The sequence below is a fragment of the Lederbergia galactosidilytica genome (assembly GCF_017873565.1).
Taxonomy (GTDB): domain Bacteria; phylum Bacillota; class Bacilli; order Bacillales; family Bacillaceae_C; genus Lederbergia; species Lederbergia galactosidilytica.
On record NZ_JAGGKH010000013.1, the window covers coordinates 1 to 25,108 of the forward strand.

General features: G+C 35.7%; 21 protein-coding genes and 1 other annotated feature. Of the genes, 5 read left to right on the forward strand and 16 right to left on the reverse strand.

Annotation, left to right across the window (positions count from 1 at the left end):
- Window positions 1-527: 527 nt before the first annotated feature.
- On the reverse strand, window positions 528-1,610 hold the full coding sequence (locus tag J2Z23_RS13980; protein ID WP_057995286.1) for a Gfo/Idh/MocA family protein: 1,083 nt from the start codon (window positions 1,608-1,610) through the stop codon (window positions 528-530).
- A gap of 503 nt (window positions 1,611-2,113) precedes the next feature.
- Window positions 2,114-2,387 (forward strand) — a binding site (T-box leader).
- 180 nt (window positions 2,388-2,567) lie between these two features.
- Here J2Z23_RS13980 and J2Z23_RS13985 point away from each other — a divergent pair.
- Complete coding sequence (locus J2Z23_RS13985; RefSeq protein ID WP_057988763.1) at window positions 2,568-3,410, forward strand: SAM hydrolase/SAM-dependent halogenase family protein; 843 nt, start codon at window positions 2,568-2,570, stop codon at window positions 3,408-3,410.
- Window positions 3,411-3,525: 115 nt separating this feature from the next.
- On the opposite strand, the gene tagU is transcribed toward J2Z23_RS13985, so the two are convergent.
- Complete coding sequence (gene tagU / locus J2Z23_RS13990; RefSeq protein ID WP_057988761.1) at window positions 3,526-4,455, reverse strand: polyisoprenyl-teichoic acid--peptidoglycan teichoic acid transferase TagU; 930 nt, start codon at window positions 4,453-4,455, stop codon at window positions 3,526-3,528.
- Window positions 4,456-4,922: 467 nt separating this feature from the next.
- On the opposite strand from tagU, the gene J2Z23_RS13995 reads away from it, so the two are divergent.
- Together J2Z23_RS13995 and J2Z23_RS14000 are read left to right on the forward strand one after the other, a co-directional pair.
- Complete coding sequence (locus J2Z23_RS13995; RefSeq protein ID WP_064468058.1) at window positions 4,923-6,614, forward strand: methyl-accepting chemotaxis protein; 1,692 nt, start codon at window positions 4,923-4,925, stop codon at window positions 6,612-6,614.
- A gap of 76 nt (window positions 6,615-6,690) precedes the next feature.
- The gene (locus tag J2Z23_RS14000; protein ID WP_064468057.1) at window positions 6,691-7,050 is read left to right on the forward strand and encodes a hypothetical protein; all 360 of its coding nucleotides are present in this window, start codon (window positions 6,691-6,693) and stop codon (window positions 7,048-7,050) included.
- Window positions 7,051-7,420: 370 nt separating this feature from the next.
- Here the strand turns inward: J2Z23_RS14000 and J2Z23_RS14005 are convergent, their stop codons facing one another.
- From J2Z23_RS14005 to J2Z23_RS14050, 10 genes are all read right to left on the reverse strand, one after another.
- Complete coding sequence (locus J2Z23_RS14005) at window positions 7,421-8,389, reverse strand: type 2 periplasmic-binding domain-containing protein (RefSeq protein WP_209974289.1); 969 nt, start codon at window positions 8,387-8,389, stop codon at window positions 7,421-7,423.
- A 3-nt stretch (window positions 8,390-8,392) separates the two neighbouring features.
- Window positions 8,393-9,019, reverse strand: coding sequence for an extracellular solute-binding protein (locus tag J2Z23_RS14010; protein ID WP_238482777.1), 627 nt, complete (start codon window positions 9,017-9,019; stop codon window positions 8,393-8,395).
- A gap of 904 nt (window positions 9,020-9,923) precedes the next feature.
- Window positions 9,924-11,510, reverse strand: coding sequence for an extracellular solute-binding protein (locus tag J2Z23_RS14015; RefSeq protein ID WP_057988753.1), 1,587 nt, complete (start codon window positions 11,508-11,510; stop codon window positions 9,924-9,926).
- Between the two features lie 138 nt (window positions 11,511-11,648).
- The gene (locus J2Z23_RS14020) at window positions 11,649-12,284 is read right to left on the reverse strand and encodes a YesL family protein (RefSeq protein WP_057988751.1); all 636 of its coding nucleotides are present in this window, start codon (window positions 12,282-12,284) and stop codon (window positions 11,649-11,651) included.
- A gap of 244 nt (window positions 12,285-12,528) precedes the next feature.
- Window positions 12,529-12,657 carry a hypothetical protein gene (locus tag J2Z23_RS22625; protein WP_274380117.1) on the reverse strand — a complete coding sequence of 43 codons (129 nt, stop codon included), beginning with the start codon at window positions 12,655-12,657 and terminating at the stop codon, window positions 12,529-12,531.
- A 146-nt stretch (window positions 12,658-12,803) separates the two neighbouring features.
- On the reverse strand, window positions 12,804-14,477 hold the full coding sequence (locus J2Z23_RS14030) for a glycoside hydrolase family 13 protein (RefSeq protein WP_057988749.1): 1,674 nt from the start codon (window positions 14,475-14,477) through the stop codon (window positions 12,804-12,806).
- Window positions 14,478-14,570: 93 nt separating this feature from the next.
- Window positions 14,571-16,052: a glycoside hydrolase family 32 protein gene (locus J2Z23_RS14035; protein WP_064468054.1), complete on the reverse strand. Its 1,482-nt coding sequence runs from the start codon at window positions 16,050-16,052 to the stop codon at window positions 14,571-14,573.
- Window positions 16,053-16,239: 187 nt separating this feature from the next.
- Window positions 16,240-17,058: a carbohydrate ABC transporter permease gene (locus J2Z23_RS14040; RefSeq protein WP_064468053.1), complete on the reverse strand. Its 819-nt coding sequence runs from the start codon at window positions 17,056-17,058 to the stop codon at window positions 16,240-16,242.
- Window positions 17,058-17,918: a carbohydrate ABC transporter permease gene (locus J2Z23_RS14045; protein ID WP_209974293.1), complete on the reverse strand. Its 861-nt coding sequence runs from the start codon at window positions 17,916-17,918 to the stop codon at window positions 17,058-17,060. The genes J2Z23_RS14040 and J2Z23_RS14045 overlap by 1 nt, the downstream gene beginning before the upstream one ends.
- A gap of 79 nt (window positions 17,919-17,997) precedes the next feature.
- Entirely contained in the window at window positions 17,998-19,296 is a 1,299-nt protein-coding gene (locus J2Z23_RS14050) for an ABC transporter substrate-binding protein (protein WP_064468052.1), read from the reverse strand.
- A 503-nt stretch (window positions 19,297-19,799) separates the two neighbouring features.
- On the opposite strand from J2Z23_RS14050, the gene J2Z23_RS14055 reads away from it, so the two are divergent.
- Window positions 19,800-20,789, forward strand: coding sequence for a LacI family DNA-binding transcriptional regulator (locus J2Z23_RS14055; RefSeq protein WP_064468051.1), 990 nt, complete (start codon window positions 19,800-19,802; stop codon window positions 20,787-20,789).
- Window positions 20,790-21,008: 219 nt separating this feature from the next.
- Window positions 21,009-21,752, forward strand: coding sequence for a sulfite exporter TauE/SafE family protein (locus tag J2Z23_RS14060; protein ID WP_238482779.1), 744 nt, complete (start codon window positions 21,009-21,011; stop codon window positions 21,750-21,752).
- Between the two features lie 106 nt (window positions 21,753-21,858).
- On the opposite strand, the gene J2Z23_RS14065 is transcribed toward J2Z23_RS14060, so the two are convergent.
- The 4 genes from J2Z23_RS14065 to J2Z23_RS14080 are packed head-to-tail and all read right to left on the reverse strand — an operon-like array spanning window position 21,859 to window position 24,668.
- On the reverse strand, window positions 21,859-21,981 hold the full coding sequence (locus J2Z23_RS14065; RefSeq protein ID WP_209974295.1) for an AgrD family cyclic lactone autoinducer peptide: 123 nt from the start codon (window positions 21,979-21,981) through the stop codon (window positions 21,859-21,861).
- Window positions 21,965-22,564: an accessory gene regulator ArgB-like protein gene (locus tag J2Z23_RS14070; protein ID WP_209974297.1), complete on the reverse strand. Its 600-nt coding sequence runs from the start codon at window positions 22,562-22,564 to the stop codon at window positions 21,965-21,967. The genes J2Z23_RS14065 and J2Z23_RS14070 overlap by 17 nt, the downstream gene beginning before the upstream one ends.
- A gap of 13 nt (window positions 22,565-22,577) precedes the next feature.
- On the reverse strand, window positions 22,578-23,843 hold the full coding sequence (locus J2Z23_RS14075) for a hypothetical protein (RefSeq protein ID WP_209974299.1): 1,266 nt from the start codon (window positions 23,841-23,843) through the stop codon (window positions 22,578-22,580).
- 36 nt (window positions 23,844-23,879) lie between these two features.
- The gene (locus J2Z23_RS14080) at window positions 23,880-24,668 is read right to left on the reverse strand and encodes a sensor histidine kinase (protein ID WP_057988733.1); all 789 of its coding nucleotides are present in this window, start codon (window positions 24,666-24,668) and stop codon (window positions 23,880-23,882) included.
- Window positions 24,669-25,108: the final 440 nt, after the last annotated feature.

Genomic DNA, 25,108 nt, shown 5'->3' on the forward strand with positions numbered 1-25,108 from the left:
GCCCTTGTTACTTGTAATTCAAACCATTGGCGTGTTTGTCAAGAGCGATTGCGGTAGCTTACCACCACATTTAGACCGTAGAGCTACGTTTAGGCATTTGTTTTCATAGAATTTTTGACACTACCAACTGCCTAGCATTCCTAAATTTTCATCATTAAAGCATCATATTGTCCATCTTTATTAATCATACCTGTTTCCGTTTTTTGACTCAACTCTTATTCGATTGGATTTGTAGAAAGAAAAGAAGCTGGGGAAAAGGTTCCACCAAAGCAAAGACAAACTTCTATAGTGTATATAATCCACTTTGAAAATATGTTTCACTTTCCGCGGAAATATGGTGAGCTTCTGAGCAACACGGCATTAGTCATAAAGAGTCACAAATAGTAGTTATTTACTAGCAGATCTCTCATAGGAACACCTCTGTCCAAAAATGCACGTATGACTTCTATGTAAACTGTCTACAACTTTTTCACGAAAAAAAATTCCGATCTATTTAAGATAGATCGGAATAGTAGTAGGTAAATCTATTAATCAAAATATACTGCTTTTCCAGTTTTAGCTGACTCATAAATTGCTTCAAGAATTTGTGTTACCACAAAAGCTTGTTCCGGTTTTACAAGTGGCTCTGTGTCATTGATAATACTATCAATCCATTGGCGTGCTTCAATATCGGAGTCGCTTTCCGCTTTCCCATCAAAAAATGCAACACCACCAGCACCTAAATCAACTTTCTTTGTATATAATCGGCTAAATTCCTCTCCATTAATACGAAGGCCATCCTTCATATCTGCTCCAGCAAGTGTCCCACTTAGGGAAACCTTCGCCTCATCCACATCTAATGTATTAAGCGCCCAGCTTGATTCCAAAACAATCGTTGCACCATTTTCCATTGTAATGAAACCAAATGCAGAATCTTCTACCTTAAATTCTTTAGGATCCCAAGGACCGAAGGCATTTGCAGCGTTTTCCATATGCCCAAGTTTATGGTAAGTAGTTCCTAATACCGCTTTTGGTTTATAATTATCCATCATCCACAATGTAAGGTCCAATGCATGAGTACCAATATCAATTAATGGCCCCCCACCTTGCTTTTCTTCATCAAGGAAGACACCCCATGTTGGAACAGCACGTCGGCGGATTGCATGGGCTTTTGCATAATAAACTTCACCCAAATCTCCACGAGTGGTAACATTATGTAAATGAAGGCTGTCAGGTCTGAAGCGATTATTATAGCCAATTGTCAATTTTTTGCCTGTACGTTTCGCAGCTTCAACCATTTGTTTTGCTTCTTCTGATGTTTTAGCCATAGGCTTTTCACACATTACGTGTTTGTCAGATTCCAGTGCAGCAATCGAAATTTCAGCATGCGAGCTGTTAGGTGTACAAACATGTACAACATCAATGGACGAATCCGCTAACAATTCTTTGTAGTCCTCATAAACTTTCGCATCTTCAACTCCAAATTTAGCAGCCGCTTCTTCCGCTTTTTCCACGATAATATCGCAGAAAGCAACCATTTCAATTTGCTCTAATTTAGATAAACTTGGCATGTGTTTACCATTTGCAATTCCACCACAACCAACAATAGCCACTTTCAACTTCTCTGACATCCATCTCATCCCCTTTTTTTAAACTTCGTCTATAATTTAAACGTTTCTATCAAAATAGTCAAGAAGATCTTTTAGATAGAATTAATAGGAACAAAAACTTATGAAGATAGAAGTCTATAAAAAACTCTTCAATTCACATTTTTTTGAAAGGGCTTTTTTTCTCTGCACCTATGGAGAGAATGGAATTTTTTTAAAGAAAAAGGAATAAATCTTTCCTCCATATTTTATCTATATATAAAATGGAGGAAAGCCCAAAAACGACGACAAACCTGCAGGATTAGCAGCAACTGGAGATCTTTAGCTAGCAATGAGGATCGAAGCACTACCCGCGGTAAGGAAGCCTTTTTGATGATTTGCAACCTTTGAAACAGCTTCTTACTTAATTTTCCACTAAATCTCTTTCTTTTTTCAGAAATTCTCTGTAATCAATGCGGAGAAAAGATTATTCATTCAATTTTCTTGCCTTTTTGATAATTCCAATTTATACTTAAGATAATTTAATAATAAAGACGGTGAAGAGAAAAAGTAAGAGAATTGATTTTAGAACAGAGAGCTTCGGTAGCTGAAAAGAAGTTAAAATCATCATCTGAACAATGGCCTCGGAGTTGCGGACTGAAAGTTATTTATTCGAGTAGGTTACGACGAGATTTGGTACTCGTTATCTATACCACAGTATAAGAGTCAGTTCCATCGACTTTCGTACTTGCTGAGGCTGTTTTACGTGAGTAAGACAGTAAATTAAGGTGGTACCACGTGAATTCCAACCACGTCCTTATCTAGATGCATAGATATGGGCGTGGTTTTTTTGTTGTTCTTAAAAGTAAACAAGCAAAAGTTGGATGCCGGAATTCTATTCGGGAGACAGTGCCTCTTAATAAACTTTTCACATCTCTGTTATATCAGAATAAAAAGGGTAATTTAAGAATAACTAAAACATATAATTTGGAGGAATGTCGAATGAAAAACAATCTCGTATTACAAACAGATTTCGGTTTAGGTGATGGTGCTGTTAGCGCCATGTATGGGGTTGCTATTTCTGTCGACCCAACATTAAGAATTTTTGATTTAACCCACGATATTCCTCAATATAATATATGGGAAGGCTCATACAGACTATTTCAGACCGTTTCATACTGGCCTGAAAACACGGTATTTGTTTCTGTCGTTGATCCTGGTGTTGGTTCTGACCGACGGAGTATAGTAGCAAAAACGAAAGAAAATCAATATATTATAACGCCTGATAATGGGACTTTGACACATATTGATGATGAAGTGGGATTGGAAGAAGTAAGAGTGATTGATGAAACGATCAATCGTCTTCCACGTTCAGGTGAATCATATACTTTTCATGGCAGAGATGTTTATGTATATACTGCTGCACGACTGGCTTCAAGGTTGATATCTTTTGAAGAAGTAGGGCCCGAAATCCCTGTGCACTCTGTCGTCAAACTTATTAAACCAAAAGCCCAAATTCAAGATCATTTGATTACAGGGCATATCGATATTCTTGATATCCGCTTTGGTAATCTATGGACTAATATTGATCGCACTCTCTTCAAACAACTACAAGTTCAGCACGGAGATGCCCTAGAAGTGACAATTCATAATGATACTAGACAAGTGTACAAAAATATTATGACCTATGGGCGCTCTTTTGCCGATAGTCGTCTAGGTGAGCCTTTAATTTATGTGAACTCCCTAGATAAAATGGGCATCGCCATCAATCAAGGTTCCTTCGCCAAAGCTTATCATATTCAAACCGGGGCTAATTGGCAAATTACTTTTAGGAAGTTCAATTAGGTCCCTCCATTACTTCTCCCTATAATAGAAAACTATTCATGACTTAACTTGGCTAAATTTACTAAAATTAAAAAGAGGAAAAGACTATATTGAGTAGCCTTTTCCTCTCTTTTCTTTAGCTCAACCCTAAATGTTCTTTAAGGTGAGCTTGAATATTTGTACGCTCTTCCTCTGGAACAACGTAGTACCATACTCCACCGATTGTCGAACCACTACCTTTTATTTCTAATTGCTCAATCTTATGACGAGCACCAGCATAGTTTTTCTGAATATCAACCATATCATCCATCGACAAATTGGTCTCTACATTATTACTTAATGCTTTTAACACATCATCATATTTCCAAAGGGCTGTAATATTTGCTCCCTTATTCATAACTCCCTCAATGACTTGACGTTGACGCATTTGTCTTCCAAAGTCACCACGAGCGTCTTGCTTACGCATTCTAGCATAACTTAGAGCAGCATCTCCGTCTAAATCAATCTTACCTTTAGCAAATTGGTAACCACCTTGTGAAAAATCGAGATCATTATTCACAGTAATTCCACCAACCGCATTAACGATGTCTTTAAAACCATCCATATTCATTTTAATATAATAATCAATCGGAATGTCCAAGAATTTTTCTACTGTATTCATCGACATTTCTACATCTCCAAAAGCATATGCATGGTTAATTTTGTCGACTGTTCCGCGTCCAACAATCTCAACACGAGTGTCACGTGGAATACTTAACATTTCCATTGAATTTTTTTGTGGATTTACTGTCATCACTACCATAGTATCAGAACGGCCTTTATCTCCAGGTCGTTCATCTACTCCCAACATCAGAACGGAAAAAGGCTCTTTCTTCTGCAATGATAACTCAGAGGGTCTTTTTACCTCAGGTGTCCGTTCAATTGGTTTATGAACAGTGTTCGCAGCCTTATTTACATTATGCCAAATCGAATATCCATACCCTACGACTCCTAATACCAACACTAATAGAACAGAGAGAAATATCTTTAAACCTGTCCTTTTCTTTTTTTGTTTTGCTCTTTGCATTCTTAGTTTTCCTTTCCCTTTAAAGTTATAATCCTACTTCGCTTGTCCATCTTTTATAAGCATTAAGTAAGATTGTCTCAAAAGTAGACGTCTATTGTCATAATAAGTTACATTTCGACCATTTTTTTAAACTTTAAGCATATCCTTAATTATACGAAACTTTGCAAGGTGAATTCAATATTATTTTTGTCTAATTTGTGTCCTAGTTAACTACGTCTGCGTAACAACACGCCATTCTAGCTTTTTTTACTTGTAGGTATTATTTTCTAGTAGCTAAATCCCTGTTCTTTTTATGGAAAAATATAACATTATATGCAATTAACTTATATTTTCCCACAAACTCATTGTCTTTCTTATCCTAATATTTTACGCTTACATTACAAAAGTAACGGTATATTATTCCTTTTTCTCCATTTTAATTTTTCGACTATACGTATAAACCGTACAAAATAAGAGGTGTAGCTACAATGAAAAAGTTTCATTTCCGTACAATCACATCGAAGTTATTGGCAGGGTTTTCACTCGTCTTACTTTTAGTGTTGGTTTTAGGTATTTTTAACTTCCTTTCTATTAATCAAATGAATCAAAAATCCAAAATCATTAATAATGAAGAACTACCTCTTCTAACAGCTGATGACAAATTGGCTTTAAACCTTTCCAAAAGAATTATGATGGAACGTAGTTATCTTTTATATGGCGATCCACAATTTAAGGAAGAGTTTTTAAAATTGGCTGAAGAAAGCAAAGAGTATAGCAATATAATCTCCCAAAAAAGTAATCATGAAGAGATTGATGTGATGCTTAATCGTAATGAAAAATGGACAGATCTAGTTATTTCTGATGTATTTGATGTATATGATCAAGATTTTCCAGATCAGGCATTAGAAAATTCAGAGTATATCCAGCCAATCGCCCAAGACATTTTAAACAGTCTCGAAGAATTGGCAGATAATCAGGCAACAAATATTTATGATAAAGGACAGACCAATATTTCTTTAGGCGGGAAAATTTTACTTACTGTTGTGATTCTAACTGTGATTGTTTTTATTATTGTAATAGTAACGGCATTCTCGACTTCCCATATTATTGCCTCCCCTCTAAAAAAAGCAACGAATCGAATGAAATCCCTTGCAAATGGGGATCTTAGTGGGGAGCCTTTGCAAACTAATACAAAAGATGAAACCGGGCAATTAATCTTAGCTATGAATGAGATGACAAACCATACAAGAAAACTACTAATGGAAATTCAAACAGCCTCTGGTACAGTGACAAGCTATAGTGAAGATTTAACTCAAGCAACCGGTGATGTAAAATCTGGTTCAGAACAAATCTCTGTCACCATGCAGGAACTGGCGACTGGGGCAGAAACACAAGCAAACAGTACAAACGATCTTTCTATTACTATTGGTCAGTTTATGGAGAGAATTCATGAGGTAAATAGTAATAGTAAGAAAATATATACTAGTTCCGAAGAGATGGTGCAACTTGCTAAAACAGGCGGACAATTGATGCAGTCTTCTAATAACCAGATGGGCAAAATTGACAAGATTGTTCAAGACGCTGTGCAAAAGGTAGAAGGATTAGAGAAACAATCCAATGAAATAAACGGATTAATAGCCGTTATTGAGGAGATTGCGGATCAGACAAATTTACTTGCTTTAAATGCAGCTATTGAAGCAGCACGTGCTGGAGAGCATGGAAAAGGCTTCTCTGTTGTAGCCTCAGAAGTAAAAAAATTGGCAGAACAGGTTTCTCATTCAATCACGGATATTACTAAAATAGTAACGAATATCCATTCAGAGTCACAGCTTGTCACTCAATCTCTACAAAATAGTTATAAAGAAGTGGAGCAAGGAACAAATCAAATTCAAACAACCGCTGAGACATTTGACCAAATTCAAATAAGTCTAGGAAAAATGGTTAAATACATCCAAACGATTACAAACAATTTATCCAGTATGACGGAAGAAACCGAGGAAATCCATACTTCGATCCAAGATATCGCTGCAGTATCGGAGGAATCATCCGCTGGTATTGAACAAACTTCCGCTACTTCACAACAAGTTAGCAGTTCAATGGAAGAAATTTCTGTAAGCTCCGCAGATCTTTCCAATCTGGCGGAAGAATTAAATGCTTTAGTGAAAAAATTTAAAATCTAAAATTACGACTCCAATATAACTATTCGTTGTATATGGAGTCTACTTTTTTCAAATAACTTTAAAAGGAGAGATGCTTTTGAAACAAAGAAATTCATTCTATTATGAACAATACACTCAACATTTTCAAACGACGTTTAATTTATCTAATCAAAAACAACAATCATTAGAGCGTCTATTAAGATATCTTTGTGAAGTGGAACATATTCATTATAATGATCAAATTGGTTCAGAGACATTGATTCACTATATACATCATCATATAGACAATGATTTTCAATCGATTTCCTTTAGGCAAGCTATTAAAGACATCAAAGTTTTCTATAGCTTATTAATCAAAGATCCTCATTTCAGAAAAACGCCAAAACCTGATCTATCATTATTAAACAGCAATTTGTGGAAAGATTTGTCAGCCCATTATAAAGGACCTCGTTCATAGTGCACGAGGTCTTTGCAATTTTTCGAGTTTAATATAAGGGTTCTAGCTGAAGTTGGCTTATGATGGTCACCTCCAGCTAGAACGTCTTATTTTTTCGGAAGGCATCGTCGGGAACCCACAATGCCCATTAAGGACCAAGGGAAAATCCATATTCATCGCCCAATGTACGATGCCCCTTTGGGTTCATCTACGCTTATACAACGTCTTTATGACCATCTTTCTGTTGCCTAAAAGGGGCACCAGTCATTCGCGGCAAGCGAAGTCTATTTCTGAAGCTCGTTCATCCATCCTCACATATCACATTAGTTCGTATTTTACACCGATGATTATTCTTTTGCCTCAGACAGATCTATTTTAAAACAATTAAGCTTTAATTAGCTTCATAACGTTCAAAGGCTTGTTTTTGAATTTCCATATATTCTTCTAAGCCCATTTTTTCTATATTTTTTACGAAACTATCCCATTTATCAAAAGATTCTTCTCCGACAACAAATTTATCTTGCATTTCGTTTACGTATTTTTCAATATCTGCTGAAAGAGCGGATAATCTTTTTGCTTCTTCCTCTGTGTAAGTAAATGGTGGCCATACTTCATCTAACAAATAAGGCTCTACTTTACTTGCAGCTTCGACAGCTTGATCAGACCCCTCAGAGCCATCAAAGTAATCTTGCATCAGGATACCAGGAGCACCAATCCCAACCCAGCCAAGATACTTAACGATTTCTTGTTCCTTCGTTAATCCTTCACTACTATTTGTAATCTTCTCCATATACTTAAACTTGCCATCATCTGTTTTTTCATAGGTCTCACCTTCTACACCCATATAGAATAATCTTGACCCTTCATCACTATAGAAATGATCGACCCATCTAATTGTCGCTGCAGGGTCTGGATTTTCACTTGTTAAGACAAATTTTCCAATATGAATAACTGGATTTACAACATTAGACCATTTATGCTCCCCATTCGGCCCCTCAAGTGGTAATCCACCGACATACTTCTCTCCAATATCTTTACCAAAAAGCTCTTCAGGAGCATAGAAAATCATACTACCATACTTATCTTCTGCTCCATTATTTAAAAATTGCGCCCATTCAATTGTGTATATATTAGGTTCAACCAATTTTTCAGAATACAATTTATTCATATATTGCAATAACTCTTTGTAATTATCTGTAATAGGATAAAAACGAATATCCCCTGTTTCTGGATCCTTATCAATAAATTCACGCCCAGTTGTCCCCACTCCAAAAGCTCCGCGTAAATAATTCACCATTAAAGTACCGTTATAAGAACCATATGGAGTAATATCAGGATCTTCCGTTTTTACCTTCTTCAAATATTAATAAAATTCCTCTGTTGAAGCTGGTACTTCCATCCCATACTTATCCAATAATTCAGAGTTATACCACATTAAAGGGTGAGTTCTGACAGAAGTAAATTCTGGATCATATATAGATGGCAATGAATATATTTTTCCATCCGGAAATGTAATTGCTTTACGAATATCAGGGTTCTCTTCCATTAACTTCGTTAAATTCGGGGCATATTTTTCAATCAAATCATTTAACTCAAGGAAAGAACCTTGTTGTCCATATTTAAAGATATCTAGAGTTGGCATATTTGCTGCATAGAAGGCATCAGGTAAGGAACCACTTGCCAATGCTAAGTTTCGTTTTTCTTCAATCGCCTCCGCCTCAATCTGTTCCCATTCAATATGGATATTCGTCATCTCTTCATACGTATTCCAAACGAGAATATCATTCCAATTTTTCAAAGTATTATTTCCCATTCCAGCAAACATTTTAAGTGTAATCGGTTCATCGACAATCGGCATACCAGTTTCATTAAAATTATCTGTTACTTCTTTACTTTTATCAGTTGTACCCGCCTTTTCTCCCGAATCTTTGCTACATGCTACAAGGAACAGTAATAATAAAGTCATAAATACATATAAAATCTTTTTCATTTTCAAAGGAAGACCCCCTAGATTGTAAGTTTTAAAAAGGGTAAAACTTGCATTCCTACGAATTTCTTAGATTAAATGTATGCTGCTCATCCCCCCTTAATATAAGTATTGATTCACAAGGGCTTCCCCTCGATTCATCTAAATTCATTCAGTTTCAATAATAATTGAAAATACCTTACTTAGAACGACATCTATACCAACTTCGTTGTAGAGCGTTTTCAAAATTGACTGAATAGGTGAATCAACTTTCCTCTTCTGAATGTAGTTTCTATATAATTTTCTTTGAAAAAACGTGGAAAAAAATAAATTTTATATTTTCTTAGTTCTTTTTCTCTTGCAGTTATAACATTACCAAATTTTTATTAAGCGCTTTCAATCAGCAAATATTTAAAACTATATTTTACATATAATGTAGTTTTGGTGTACTATCCTTTCATTCAAATTACACCATGCTTATTTTTATGTCAAGACGTTCGAATTAAAAAAATAATTTATATTTCCACTTTAATACCGTAAGACATTTAGTTATATTATCAACTATACCAGATAGAACCAGTTGAGCCTATAGTTATTTTCTCATAAATTTCTTCTTAGAGTGTTACCGACAATTTCTTCTTATATCCTTTAAAAGCCGCTCGGAAAAATATGTAGAATCATTACAGAAGAAAATAGAAACAAACGAAAATTGCGTTTTTTATTGTTTACTGTGAAACAAGTTTTAGGGCTAGGGGCTAGCGTCTAATGAGTCTCTTTGCTATTGGTGCTAAAAACATATAATATTGTATTGCCGAGTATGCAAAAATCCTTTATCGATCGTACTAAAGGATTTTCTAAATTCAATATAAACGCATACGCAAAAAACAAGCCACTCTTTAATGAGTAACTTGTTTTCATTGATTTATTGTTAATTATTTTGATATCTTTCATAAGCTGTCTTCTGAATTTCCATATATTCCTCTAAGCCCATTTTTTCGATATTTTTAACAAATGTATCCCATTTTCCAAAAGATTCCTCGCCCACGATAAATTTATCTTGCATTTCATTCACATATTTTTCAATATCAGCCGAAAGAGCTGCAAGCTTTTTCGCTTCTTCATCCGTATAAGTGAAAGGTGGCCAAGCTTCTTCAATAAGATAAGGTTCCATCTTTGCTGCAGCTTCAAGGGCTTGATCAGCTGCCTCCGAACCATCAAAATATTTTTCTTTCAAGATTCCAGGTGCGCCAATCCCAAGCCAAGCAAGATAATTAGTAATTTGCTCATCCTTTGATATCCCATCTTCACTTTGAGTAATTTTATCTACATACTTATAGTCTCCATCATCTGTAACTTCATAAGTTTCTCCTTCCACCCCCATATAAAACAAACGGGAACCTTCATCACTATAGAAATAATCGACCCATCTAATTGTGGCAGCTGGATTAGGATTTTCATTAGTTAATACAAATTTCCCAATATGTCCTACCGGATTCGCTACTTGGGCAAATTTTTGTTCACCATCAGGTCCTTTTAACGGCAGTCCACCCACATACTGCTCGCCTGCTTCTTCCCCAAAAAGTTCAACCGGGGCATAGAAAGCCGTACTTGCATATTTACCATCTTTTCCATTTGCTAAAAAATTCGCTAATTCAATCGTATAAATATTTTGTTCAATTAATTTTTCACTATATAATTTGTTGAGATACCCAAGCATTTCTCTATATCCATCTGTAATCGGATAAAAGCGAATATCACCTGTTTCTGGATCCTTATCAATAAAATCCCGTCCTGTCGTTCCAACTCCAAAAGAACCTTTTAACCAACCGATCATTCCATTCATATCTCGCCCACCAAATGGTGTCATATTAGGGGTTTCTTTTTGAACAGCTTTAAGGTATTGATAAAACTCATCTGTGGATTCAGGTATGTCCATTCCTACTTTATTAAGTACCTCTTGGTTAAACCATGGGAGTGGGTGAGTCCTGACAGATGTAAATTCCGGATCAAGGATGACGGGAAGTGAATAAATTTTTCCATCCGGAAAAGTAATTGCCTTCCGTATTTCTGGATTTTCCTCCATAAGTTTCTTTACATTTGGGGCATATTGATCAATTAAATCATTTAATTCCAGAAAAAGACCTTGTTGGCCATATTTAAAAATATCTAAAGTCGGCATATTCGCCGCATAAAAGGCATCCGGCAGATTACCACCTGCTAAAGCAAGATTCCTTTTTTCATCTACCCCTTCTTGAGGTACCTGCTCCCAGTCAATATGCACATTCGTCATATCCTCATACGTATTCCAGATTAAAATATCATCCCAGTTACTTTGCGTCTTAGCACCCATTCCTGCAAACATTTTTATCGTAATCGGTTCATTAACAATCGGCATGCCTGTCTCATTAAAGTTTTCATCTGGTCCTTCCTCTACGTTATTGCTTTCTGTGCCTTTACTACAGGCTGTTTGAAAGATAATCAGTAGAATCATAAGTCCATATAATGGTTTCTTCATCCCTGTACTCCTCCTGCTAAATTAATAGATTTTAAATCTATATTCTCTTTCGTTTTACGTAATAATTCATTTGTATTCGTTTACAGAGAAGATTACTAGTAGTTGTTTTCAACTAGCGATAAAAAAGGAAACGATCATTCATGCTTCCATTATTTTATCATGCTCCGTCTCTGTTTCTGTTACAAAACCGAGAAAGGCATGTAAGGCAATTTTAATCCAGAAGTATGCTACGGGGGTAATCAGAAATACAGCGAGAATAATAGACATTTTATAACTCACCCAGCACACTGTAATCAGCATTAAAGCCACCACGATGGTATGAAAAGGCCGAATTAAAGTGATTAGAAAAGAACCTCTTACTAAATGAACAAACGAAATTTCCATATGTACAAGGGATGGTAATCCATGAATAAGTAGAATAACTAAAATAGCTATCACAAAATAAGCGCCATATATGAGGACTTGACTAAACACCCCATCTACTTGTTGAAAATGCTGGATGGCCATGAACATAGCTAGGATAATTCCGATTATAGGCAGCCCAAATAAATTTACTTTTACAAACATTTCTTTATAAGAACGCCAAAACATCTTTACGATCGATGGCTCTGCTGTCTCTCGTAAATATTGCCGGGCTACTGCCATAATAGCTAGAAGAGCTGGTAAGAAACCAATTATCCCTAAACCTAGAACAGTAAAAGTCATGAATAATACTTGTAAAATCATCACTCTTTTTCCGATCTGACTCCAGTTCATTAAAGTTTCAGATTGCATAAAGTCATCTCCCTTACCTGATATATACGTATATTCATCTTTTTTGACAGCTTAAATTTATTACACTTCCGACTTTCTATTCATTTCCCTAAATAAATTGATAAGTTAGCAATATTCGCAGAAAAAATGTTTATCTAGCATATAATACGACTATTTCCCCGGAAATTCTTTTGTAATTTTTTCATTGCACGCTATTTTTTAAAGCATCCTGTTTTAAGCACATACTCTTTTTCCTCCAGTCTTTTTAAGACAGGATAAGACTACCGTAACTAGATTGATAGAAAAAGCCGACTGTATAATCAATTGTCTTTTTAAAATCATAGCCACTCATAGGCTGTTCGAGTAGCAGACCTAAGAGGATGAATTCCAACATTTCACCGCCTCCATATATCGAAATTATATATCGATTAGATATATTTTTCAATCTTTTAAAAATACAGTTTTCTTAATTTTGTGATCAAAAAAGCACCCCCTTGTTTTCAACAAGTGGGTGCTCATTGGTTTAATTGATTTTTGATATTAAACTCGATATACTCGCGCCTCAAATGGCTTTAATTGGATCTCTTTTATATGATCATGATCAGCTACATCAATATTCGCCAATAGCAATTGACTTGAGGTGACTGCAAAAGGTAAAGATTCATTCATCTGAGCTGCTTCACCTGTTAAATTAGCAAGAATCACGACTTTTTCCTCTTCCAATGTTCGGGTATAAGCATAAATTTGTGGGTGATCTGATAGTAGAAGATCATATGTCCCATAAGTAAAGAGTTCATGCTCTTTTTTAAGCTTAATCATCTTTTTATAAAAATGCAGAATAGAATGTTCATCTTGCAGCTGTTTTTCAACATTAATGGTTTTGTAATTAGGATTAACTCCTAACCACGGTGTACCTGTTGTGAAACCCGCTTGTGGATCATCTGACCATTGCATAGGTGTACGAGAATTATCACGGCTAGCAAGCCAGATTTCCTTCATGATTTCCTCATGTGGTACTCCTTCTTCACGTTTAATTCGATACATATTTTTATCCGCGACATCATTATATTCTTCAATTGAATCAAACTTCACATTTGTCATTCCAATTTCTTGACCTTGATAAATAAATGGTGTTCCTTGCATAAGGAAGTACATAGCTGCAAGGGCGGTCGCACTTTCATACCAATGCTCTTGATCATTTCCCCATGTAGAAACACGGCGTGGTTGATCATGGTTTTCAATGAACAGAGCATTCCAGCCTTTGTTTTCAAGAGCCTTCTGCCATTTCGTTAAAGCTTCTTTCAGACCGATAATATCCAAATTTGTTTGCCCTTCTGTATTCCATAAATCTAAATGTTCAAATTGGAAAACCATATTAAACTTTCCTTTTTCCTCACTGATCCATTCATATAAATCTTCTTGATTTTCTACTTTAACACCATTAGCCTCTCCAACTGTCATGATGTCGTATTTTGAAAATGTCTCTTCCTTTAATTCTTGAAGATACTTATGGATTCCTGGGACATTCATATGTTTATCAAATGATGGCACGTATTTTAACCCATCTGGATTTGGCATATCCGCAAGTCCGTCTTCTTTATTAATATGGCTAATTGCATCAACACGAAATCCATCAATCCCTTTGTCCAACCACCAATTGACCATATCATATAAAGCCTGACGAACATCTGGATTTCTCCAATTTAAATCAGGTTGTTTTTTAGAAAAGATGTGCATATAATACTGTTCCGTTTGCTCATCATACTGCCATGCTGAACCACTAAAAATACTTTCCCAGTTATTTGGTTCTTTGCCGTCTTTCCCATCGCGCCAAATATACCAATCCCGCTTTGGATTATCTTTTGAAGACCTAGATTCAATAAACCAAGGATGTTCATCACTTGTATGATTAATGACCAAGTCAATAATTAATTTCATGTCTCTTTTATGTACTTCTTCTAATAACTGATCAAAATCAGCCATTGTACCAAATTCATCCATAATATCTTGATAATCACTGATATCATAACCATTATCATCATTTGGCGATTTATACATTGGCGACATCCAAATGACATCGATACCTAAATCACGAATATAATCTAATTTTGAAATCATTCCTTGTAAGTCGCCTATTCCATCACCATTAGAGTCCATAAAACTACGCGGATACACTTGATATGCTACTGCTTCTTTCCACCAATTCTTTTTCATTTATTATCCCTCTCTCTTTCAGCTATATTTCTTATGATGTCTATTCATTGTTGTTAAACTAGGGAATCATACCGCTAATTCTTCTTTTAGTTACTACACACTTTGTTTCAATGACCATTTTTCAAGTTGCACAATTTCAATTGCTGTGTCCGAGAAAAATTCGATTCCTGTAGAACCTTGCCCAGGATAGATACGTGCACTCATAACCATTTCTCCATTTTGCATAAAAATTTCCACAGAAGATCGGTCTATAAATAAATGAAGTTGAAGCTGTCCATTCTGCAAGGCAAGTGGCGCCTTCCGAATCCCACCTGGTCCCTTTCCTGAGTGGGAACGATCCAATAGGATTTTTTCTTCAGCCACATCATAAGCTAAGGTTGTATATTCAGTCCCTGATTCATTCATACGTAAATTTAAGCCAAATTTATTTGCCTCTTTCGCAGCAATAGTGACTTTCATTTCTAAACAATCTCCATTAATTCCATCCAATTGCCTGTCTTGATCAACAGTAATTTCTTGGTACATGATAGGATCATAACGGAGAGAAGCTAATTCGGGAATGGGCTCAATTTTCAGCTTTTCTTTTTCCATGGATAAAATACGAGGAATGGTCATTGCTCCTGCCCACTCTCGCTTTTGTTCGGGCATTTCGCTCTCCCACATAGCCATCCAAGCAATGACTATCCGTCTCCCTTGGTCGTCTATCAAAGTTTGCGGAGCATAGTAATCAAATCCGTGGTCTAAAGTCTGCCATTGCTCAGAAGTGAATTTTCCACTTTCTTCATTTAAATGCCCTATGACAGCTACGGATTGATGCAAATTATGATAGTTATCTCCCTCAGGGTGAACACCTTGTGGAGACATAACCAAAAGGGCTTTATCATCCAGCTGGAACAAATCTGGGCATTCCCACATATATCCCTGATTTCCTTGTCCTTTCGCGAGAACATTCACAAATTCCCAGTCAAACAAATCGCTCGACCGATACAGTAATGCTTGGCCAATCCGATTCTTCGTTTGTGAACCGAGAACACAATAGTACACATCACCTTTTTTCCATACCTTTGGGTCACGAAAATGGAAAGGATGAATATCTCCTTCAGGTACTTCTAAAATAACTGGATTTTCCTTAATTTTTTCAAAATGGATCCCATCTTCACTTATCGCAATACATTGAACTTGCTTAAGATCCGTATCTTGATTAGGACCTGTCCACTGGTTCCCTGTATAAAACAAATATAATTTTTCATCTTTTTCTATAGCACTTCCTGAAAAACAACCATCTTTGTCATACCATTCACTAGGAGCCAAAGCAATCGGCATTCTTTCCCAGTGAACGAGATCTTTACTTTTTACATGAGCCCAATGCATGGGTCCCCATTCAGGAGTGTATGGATGGTGCTGATAAAATAAATGATATTCCCCATTCCACATACAAAAACCATTCGGATCATTCATCCAATTGGCTTCTGGTGTAACATGGTAACACAAACGCCAATCATCTTGGCTTACTGTCTGTTTTACTTCATTGATAGCAGACTGTGCCTTGGCAAGTTCCTTTTGATGTTTTCCCATTTAAATAACCCCTATCTCACTACTCCCTTTACTCCACACACGATCATCCATATGAAAATTGAGCCTTTGTAGAAAATTCACGTCTACATCGACTCAATTTAATAATGAAGCACATAAATTTAAATACTTATTCAGCTTGTACTTAAATTCCAGTTCCGAATTTCCCTTTAAAAATCAGGCATTCTGCTTACTTAACAGCTCCCTCTGCCACACCTTTAATGATTTGCTTTTGGGCAAAGAAATAACCAATAATAACAGGAATGATTGCAAGGGTTAATCCGGCTAGTGCTAAATGCCATTGCTTCGTATATTGTCCAAAGAAGAAGAACATTTTAATTGGAATCGTTGCTCTTGATTCTCCCAAAATCAAGGATGGAAGTAAATAGTCATTCCATATCCAAATGACATTGAGAATCCCTACTGTCACAGAAATTGGTTTTAACAAAGGGAAGATAATATGCCAGAAAATTTGGAAACGATTAGCCCCATCAATAACAGCTGCTTCATCAAGCGATTTAGAAACTCCGGTCATGGCACCATGATATAAGAAAATCGATAGACTACAACCGAATCCTAAATACATAAAGATTAGCCCAGCTTTATTTAACATGTTCACACTTCCAAATAAGGAAACGAGTGGAATCATTACCGATTGGAAAGGAATAAGCATAGCTGCAACAAAAATCAGTAAGAGCAGTCCACTTAATTTACTTTTGTTTCGTGCTAATGCATATCCAGCCATCGATGAGAAAACAACAATAATGATAATACTACAAACCGTAATTAATAAGGAATTCCCCAATGATTTAATAAAATCCAAGTCTTCAAAAGCCCTGGAAAAGTTTTCAGTTGCCATTTCAGTAGGCAATCCTAAAACATTCGTAAAAATTTCCTTTTTTGTTTTAAAGGCATTCACAAGAATCAAATAAAACGGGGAGAGCCAGATTAATCCAAGCAAAATTCCAAAAGCTTCTATTAAATATAAATTTCGCTTCTTGCTCTTCACTATAGGTCTACCTCCCGTTTCTTATTGTAATAAACCTGAGTAAGGGCGATGATTGCAACGATAATAAAGAAAATAACAGCTTTTGCTTGTCCAAGTGCCATCTCATTTTGTGAAAAGGCAGTTTTTACAATATCCATCGCGACCATTTGGGTCGAATCATATGGTCCCCCATTCGTTAGAGACAAGTTTTGGTCATAAATTTTAAAAGAGTTCGATAAAGTTAAAAACAAACTCACTGTAAAGGCAGGGGCAACAAGTGGAAATGTAATATTCTTAAACCGCTGAAAGCTATTAGCGCCATCAATTTGTGCTGCTTCAATTAGATCTTGCGGAATACTTTCTAAATAGGCGATATAAATAATCATAATGTAACCTGCCATTTGCCAGCAAGTTAAGATGACAAGGCCCCAAAAACCAGTGTTTGTCGTAGACAACCAACCAGTAAGTCCTTCAATCCCTAATGATTTCCCAATATTACTAAACACACTTATGAAAATAAACTGCCAAATAAATCCGAGAATAAGCCCTCCAATTAAGTTAGGCATGAAAAAGACTGTTCTTAAGAAATTACTAGATTTCAACTGCCTTGTTACTAAAAGAGCTAACCCAAGGCCAAGTACATTCAGTAATATCACTGTCACAACCGCGAATTTGATCGTAAACCAAAGAGCCGGTAAAAAACTGTTATCTTTAAATGCAGTAACATAATTCTCAAGACCAATAAATTGACTAAAAGATAATCCATCCCAATCCGTAAAGGAGTAAAACACTCCCATAATGAGAGGGACAAAAACCACAAGACCTAATGCCAGTAAAGCTGGTCCTAAAAAAAGCCAAAATGATACATCTTTATTTCGCATGCTCACCCCTCCGAATCAAAACCGGAAGAACAGCTGACATATTTTTTTCGTTTGTCAGCTGTTATTCCTTGGTTACGAATTATTTACGCTTTGATTCCCATTTTTTCGTGGAATCAGCTTCTACGTCTTCCCAAGACAGTTTTCCGTCTAGATATTTTTGCATGTCAGCGCCAAGTTCATCTCCCCAGCCATCAGGATAACCTAGGAATACCCAACCGATTGTTTTGCCATCAGAAGCATATTGGTAGATTTCTTTAGATAGTGGATCAGAAATTTTGTCTGTGTCAAAACCTTCATAAGCAGGGATGAATTTAAAGTCATTAAGTACAGACTCTTTCCCTTCGTCAGAAGTATACAGCCAATCTAGAAAATCTTTAGAAGCTTCTACAGTCTCATCATCACTATTGCTATTAACAGCCCAATAATTTGGAATTCCTACTGGAAGACTACCTTCATATCCTTCTACAGGAATTGGTAGAATTCCGATATTATTTTCAGCAAAATCTGAATCCATTTCGGATACAGATGGATAAATCCAGTTCCCTTGTTGAATCATCGCTACTTGTTCTAGTGAGAAATACTCTTCTACCTGTTGAGAATAATCAAGGCTTAGAGATGGTTGAACAGAGTATTTATTTTCCAAGTCCAACATTCTTTGCATTTCAGAGCCACGGTCAAACTTCACAGTGTCTGACTCATAAGCATTTAGAACTTGATGATCAAATTCTGGGGCAAAATAAACGTTCGCAAGATGGTTGCCGAGCACCCATTTTTCTTTTGCTGGTAAAGCAAAGACTGCTTCAATTTCAAGCTCGTCCTTCTTACTGTCGATCGTTTTTACCGCTTTCTCTAAATCGTCATATGTCAAAATCTCATCGGCATTTACGCCCGCCTTTTCAAAAACGGTTTTATTATAGATAAAACCATAACCTTCTTGGTTAAATGGTAACCCTTGTACTTTCCCATCTTTTGTCACAGCATCCAATGTACCTTCTAGGGCTGCCTTTGCTGCTTTTGTATCAGATAAATCGCTTAAATTTCCTTCAAATTGTGCCGCTTCAGATGGACCAGCAATACTGAAAATGTCTGGTTCATCACCAGATGAAAATTGAGATTTTAATGAGCTAATGTAGTCTGTTCCACCACCAACACTCGTAATATTAATTTTCACATCTGGATTTTCTTCTTCATACTTTTTTGCTAAATCTTTAAATTGTTTATTAAACTCTACTTTTCCTTGAAAAATATCAATCGTCACTTTATCTTTGGAAGATTCTTTTTTCGCTCCTCCTTCATCACCTGATGAACATCCAGCCAATAATAGTCCGGAAACAGCCAATGTTGCGACAACTTTTGATAAAACTTTTTTTCCTTTCATTCTGCTCACTCCTCTTTTGATAGTATGTAACGCATGAATTATGTCCATTCATTCTAGACAGCATTCATTGCAAATTCTTTAAATATGCAAGAAAGAAAAAAAGTCCTTTCTCACTATTACCTTTCTGCCAGTGATTATACTATCACCCATTTTATGTGTCAAACGTTTTCACATCTTTTTTTTATGAAAAAACAGACTTTTTCACAGCATATTTCTTAAATATCATGAAATAAACTGTATTGTTAGTGTTTGAAATATTATATTTTATGGAAACGTTTGACATATTATATAATGAGTGTAAGATAAAATTAAAAAGAAGTAAAGCTTACTTGTTCTATACCTTATTTACATAAATTAAAACGTTTTACTAATAGACGGAAACGCCTTGTTTTGATGGATAAGCGGCTAAAGATAAAAGATCCTCCTATTTCGTCGCCATTGTGGGCTTTGATAAGTAGTTAAATTACTTTAGAAAGATAAATTTGTTATGGGGGTGATATGAATTGGCCAGTATAAAAGATGTAGCAAAATTGGCAGGGGTTTCTGTTACGACCGTTTCAAGAGTATTAAATAATCGCGGATATATTGGGAATGAAACACGCCAAAAGGTAGAAATGGCGATAAAGGAATTAGACTACCAACCAAATCAAATTGCTCGCGCACTCCTGAAAAACCAATCTAACCTTATTGGAATGATTGTCCCTGATCTAAGCCACCCACTTTTCTCTGAATTGATTCATTGGGTAGAAGCATTTGCTAATGAAAAGAATTATAAGCTTCTAGTTTGTAATTCCTTACAAGAATCTGAAAAAGAAAGCAATTATATCAGCATGTTACGGCAAAATCGAGTAGATGGAATTATTATGTGTAGCCATTCCTTAGAAGTGGAGGAATATTTAAAACTATCTTTACCTATAGTTTCTTTCGATCGGATTATTTCTCCTTCTATTCCCTATGTTGCCAGCGATAATTATAAGGGTGGAGAGTTAGCTACAACACATTTACTAGAAAAAAACTGCAATAAAATCCTTCATATTTCAGGTCCCTTACAGTATGATTTATTAGCTAATCGCCGTACAGACGCATTTCAATTGACCTGTATGAAAAAGGACGTCCAATTTACGATCCTTGAGGGAGCACATGTAAAAGCCGATTTTCAAAGCAACTGGGAATTTATTGAAAGAGAATTAGCGAATCAACTTACTAAGTTCGATGGTGTTTTTTGTAGCAATGATATTATGGCCTACACTCTTTATGTTTATGCCATACAACATGGGATTCAAATCCCTGAGCAATTAAAGATAATTGGCTATGATTATCATAATTTTACAAGAATGCTTCAACAACCACGACTTACCACCGTCAAACAGCCTTTAGATCGGATCGGTAAAGCCCTCTGTTCTTCTTTAATCGATCAAATTGAAAATGAAAAAATAGATGATAAGAATAACATTGTGATTGATGTTGAGCTTATTAGAGGAGATACTACCTAATTGTCAAATTTCATAACTATGGCGGTAATTGTAGCGCCACCCATGATGGTGTGTGCTACAAATTTTTTATATTGAAATGGTGAAGAGTAGTAAAGCCTCCCCTTGCTAACAGTTCATAGTGTCTGAGCTTACTAATCTTATTAAACTACCATTGCTCTCCATGGGAAGAAAAACTATTATAAATATAGATCGTTTTTATAGGGGTTGGACTTTTTGCAAATGGTTGAATTGATATTCGTAATGCTTTTCATTGGTTTATTACTCGGTTTTATTGGGGCAGGTGGCTCTGGATTTATGATAGCCATCTTAACAGTGGGATTTGGATACCCTATTCATCTAGCTATGGGAACAGCGCTCGCAGCTATGATGTTTACTTCATTGTCTGGCACAATCAGCCATATTCGGGAAAGAAATACTGATATTATTAGTGGCCTGTTAATTGGTATAGTCGGGGCTGTGGCAGCATGGTTCGGAGCGGGTATTGCACTTAGCATTCCAGAGTCTGTAATCACTTGGTTAACAGCTAGCATGTTAGCTCTATCTAGTATTGCTCTGTTTTTGCGTTTAGTTTTAGCAACAGGTGATTCTGTTCCATTGAAGAAAAAGACCATTCGTTATCCCTTAGCAGTCGTTAGTCTCGGATTAATAACCGGCTTTTTATCAGGGACATTTGGTATTGGTGCGACTCCATTTATTCAATTAGGGCTAATGTTGTTACTTGGATTACCAATGCGTTTAGCTGCTGGTACTTCCATGCTGATTATTTTACCAATCGCTGCGGCAGGAGGAGCTGGGTATTATTGGGCAGATAGTCTAGATGTCCCACTCTTACTTACCGTTCTTGTAGGAACTATGACTGGATCTTATCTCGGGGCTAAACTCACAAAACGTGCCCCACAAAAACTTCTCAAAATTGGGATTATTGCTACTCCACTTGCTGCTGCTCTTATCCTCTTTTTTTAGTATTCCCCAAACAAAACTCTGCTACAACGTGAATCCCAAAGAATATTAATAACAAAAAGCTCGTCCATAAGCTATTAAACTCTGGAACGAGCTTTTCTTCTACCAATTATTTAGTTTTCTTTAAGCTTTCTGGAATCTTAGGTGCGTGTACCAAGGGACTAGATGCGGAGACAAATGTTGAAGCAACAGCATGAGTAGCTTTAGAAACATGTTTAGCCAGTTTTCTCACTTTTATCACCTCCTTTAAAGAGTTGAATCAATATATGATCCAATCCACGAATGGACTTTATTCCAATTGGGGTTAATAACAGTGCTTGGAGAAAAGCACCAATTATAAAACCTTCTTGTTCCAAATAGAGATAAAAGCAAAGAGCAATAAGTAACCAGACAAAAGCAAAGATCTTCTTTTTTCTCTCCCACTGTGCTGAATGTTTCAGCTGATGTTCCTCATAATATGGCGCAAATTTTAAAATTAAAAATAGGCTTAGCACCCAATAAAAAAAGATATATATTTCTTTTCCTGGTATCCATATGATCGTGGTCAATAACAGCAGGCTTGTAATAGAACAAGCAAGAGATTGTTGTAGATGAGCGCCTCCAGTTAGGATACGAAGAATCATAAAAGATAGACCTACTTGTAAAATTAAGATATAAGCATTTAATATCCAACCCACAACCATAATTAATAGGATTGTAAAGAGCAAGTTAAAAATAATTGTAAAGCCAAAAACAAGCACATCATGTGGAGCTGTTTCCTGAGGATTAACTCTTTTTAAACGATCCGCAAAGACCACAGCCCATTTCTCAAACATCTGACCACATCCTTTATAAAATCGGAGAGCGAATCGATAACTTAATAGGTTGAAAATCCGATTGAATGATAGCTCCAAGATGCTTTAAATGTAGTATAGCATCATAATAAGTTAAGTTTTCATCAACTTTTTCTTCAATATGGAAAGGGCTTGTGATAGTAAAAGAAATGGCTTCTTCTCCCCCGCTATCCATATGAAAATTGATTGTTTTTTCTTGTTCTTCTGATGCTCGGAAAAGTATGTAAATAAGATCATCCAATACTCTACTAATACAAACAATTTGTTGTAGTGAAATAGACACTCCTCCATGTACCTCTCCGGAAACCTTAATAGATACTCCAAATAGTTGACCTAACTTTCTTTTGTTAATTAAGAAACTATATAACAATTCATCAAGTTGCGGAGTCACATTTTGGGAAACAGAAGAAAGTTTTAATGGTGCTTTATCTAATTGATTAGATTCAATATAATCAGTAATCAGATTGTAGGCTTGTCTTTCAGTAAGTTTTAGTATTGCCTGAAAATGCTGGGTGCTTTCTTCTTTTAAATTTTCAACTCGATCGATTATCCGTTGCTCTTGGTCAAGGAAAAGTTGTTTCGCCTCCAAAAACTGCTGTTTTTGAAACTGAATATGAAGAAACAAGTAGAAAGATAAAATGATAAAACCTAGAATCATGACTAACAAAATTAACAATTGTTTATGTGGAGCTTCTTCGCCTAATAGAGAGTAAACCGTTAAACAGATAAAAGCAATCGTAGAAATGGAGATCAACGTAATGAGTGTTCTATATTTCTTATTCATTCTAGGGCCTCTAATAATGAAACGAACCTCATTCAATTGATAGGTAGAAAATCTTACTATCATGCTGATTACAAATAGGCTTATAATGGTTAACACTTGAATTGTCGTCTTATTTAAAAAATCAAAAAAGAAATGAAAATGGTCCCATGTAAATGCCCTTACAAGAACTTCCATAAAAATCATTTGAATGAAAATGTAAAAACCGTAGCCAATACTTGTAATGACAAAAGCTTCTAACATTTTATTAGCAAAAAACCATCTAACTAAAAGAAGGGCTGAGAGAATTTGTAGAATGATGATATAGGGAATAAGAAGTGGACTATGATGTAGAAGTAATGAAAAAATACTCATCATTCCAGCAATTAAAGCCATCGCTTTATAACTTCCTTTAAAGGAATATCCCAATATCATAATGGGAAATAGAAATAAACATAGCCATTCAAAAAAGGAGAGGACGAGCGTAATGATTATATCCATACTGAACTCCTTTTACATATTAATGATTTATGTTTTTCAAGGTGTATTCTTTATTAATGGAAGTCGGATACGAACCTGAGTACCTTGAGGTTGTTGATTTTGAATAGACATTTCTCCATTTAGAGTTTCAACAATCGCTTTACAGATCGGTAAACCCACACCGGTTCCCTCCTCTTTGGTTGTGAAAAATGGCGAAAATAAGTGTTCAATTAAATCTTCGGGAATCCCTTTGCCATTATCTGTTATGAAAATCCATACATCTGTGTCTTCTTTTTTTAAGCGAGTATGGATCAGACATTCCCCTTCCGATGCTTCAATCGCATTATTCATCAAGTTGACGAGTAATTGCTTAAGCCGTGATTCATTACCAGTAATATAAATTTCATCGGGCAAGTCTGTAGAGAATTGGACATTCTCATATTCAGGCTGCATTTTAAAGATGGCGATTGTTTTCTCCACCATACATTTCACGTTAATAATCGATAAATGATCCTTATGAAAATCTGTTGTTGCTAAAATAAGAAGCTCTTGAATTAAAGACTCCATTCGCAAAGCTTCGTCCTTAATAATGGAAAGGTATTGACTTATCTTCTGATTCGACTTTACCGCTTGATCTTGCTCAAGGAATTGAGTAAACCCGATGATAGAAGTTAAAGGATTGCGAATTTCATGGGCAAAAAATGCAGCTAAACGTCCAATAATTTCGTCATGATTTTGATTTTCATTCTTTTCTTCTTTTGCCAGTATCTCCGATTCACTCTTCTGTTTCTTAAACGGTCTCATCTTTTTCCAAATTATTTGATTAAAAAATGGCCAAGTGTTCATCGAGGTTTATACTCTCCTAAGGGATTGTTTAGTAACTCAAAAATCAAAGTCGATACTCCTGTTCCACTAAAAATTTTCTTCTGTGCTTCGTTTATGCCCTTAAACTTCTATAATGAGTGAAACTACCTCTTATGCTCGGTTAAGGCTTCAATATCTTAGATACCAATATGGACTAATCGATGAAGGTAGAATACAACATGTAGCGAATGTTCATTCGATCTTCAATTTCTTTTTTTGTAGTATTTATGCCTCTAAAACAATTCTATAACACATTTTTTAAAAAGGCCGTCGAAAATCGTCGACTACCTAAAAATTTTTACAAATTTCCTTATATTTGTATTGTAATAGAAATTCAGAGTGTAGACAAAAGGGTTGGAAATCAAAATGATTTCCAACCCTTTTGCTATTCATACAGGATCATTCTATGAAAAAGAGCCATA